The organism is Acinetobacter sp. neg1, assembly GCF_000788125.1.
Classification (GTDB): Bacteria; Pseudomonadota; Gammaproteobacteria; order Pseudomonadales; family Moraxellaceae; genus Acinetobacter; species Acinetobacter vivianii.
Window position 1 is genome coordinate 1 of sequence record NZ_JSZD01000008.1, and the last position, 323, is coordinate 323.

Here is a 323-nt window from a genome sequence, read left to right on the forward strand (position 1 = left end):
AATGGATCTAAAGATGCAGTGAATGGCGGTCAGGTGAAGAATATCTCTGACAGCATCAAGAACAGCATCGGTGGTAATACGACTGTTAATCCAGACGGTAGCATTACAACCAACAACATTGGTGGTACAGGCAAGAACAACATCAATGATGCGATCAAGTCAGTCGATGACAAAGTGACTAATGGTGTGAATGACCTGACCAATAAAGGTCTCAACTTTGCTGGTAATGCGGGTAAAGATGTACACCGTAAGTTGGGTGACAAGTTAAACATCGTAGGTGGAGCTGATGCTGCAACAGCAGAAGACAAGACCAGCGGTGACCC

Annotated in this window: 1 pseudogene; it reads left to right on the plus strand. The window is 45.2% G+C overall.

The window, feature by feature from the left end:
• A pseudogene (locus PJ15_RS07730) lies at positions 1 to 323 on the plus strand (cell surface protein); the annotation flags it as partial.